Source organism: Neisseria sp. P0021.S006, assembly GCF_051956895.1.
Genome location: NZ_JBQCWZ010000964.1, coordinates 1 through 559, shown reverse-complemented (window position 1 = coordinate 559; position 559 = coordinate 1). Strand labels below are relative to the sequence as shown.

Annotated in this window: 1 protein-coding gene; it reads right to left on the bottom strand. The window is 53.0% G+C overall.

Annotated features, from left to right (window positions below; genetic code table 11):
- Window positions 1–552: rod shape-determining protein (locus ACTHUM_RS18175; protein ID WP_440403707.1), on the bottom strand; the 552-nt coding region annotated here is incomplete at its 3' end.
- Window positions 553–559: the final 7 nt, after the last annotated feature.

The window sequence follows — 559 nt, the reverse complement described above, 5'->3', positions numbered from 1 at the left end:
ACCCAAAGCCCCACCAACACCACAAACAACACAACCCAAAAGCCAACCAACAATACCAACAAACAAACCAACCACACCAACCAAAACAACACCAACACCACACAAAAACACACCACCGCCGATCAACACAACACCCCAACCAACAACGCCACCGACCAGCCCAAATAAAACCCACCCCAAAACCAAACAAACAACACAGACAACCCAACCCACCACCCAACCCAACACCCCACAAATCCCACCCAACACAACCACCAAAAACCCAAACACACCCCCAACCAAACCACAACCCCCAACACACATAACCGCCCCAACCCCAAAACCCAACACAAAGCCAACCCATCCCTCCAACTCTCCTACCGCAGCTTCACCAATCAAGACACCGCGATAACGACGCAGGCAATGGACGATGCTTCTATCGAATTCATCGCCGGCCGCGCGGACAGAAACAGAATAGGCCATGCCGCCCAGCGAAAAAACACCAACCCCAACCACACCACCACCAACACCGACAACCACCAAACCCACCACACCCCCAACCAACAAACCCACACCCAAA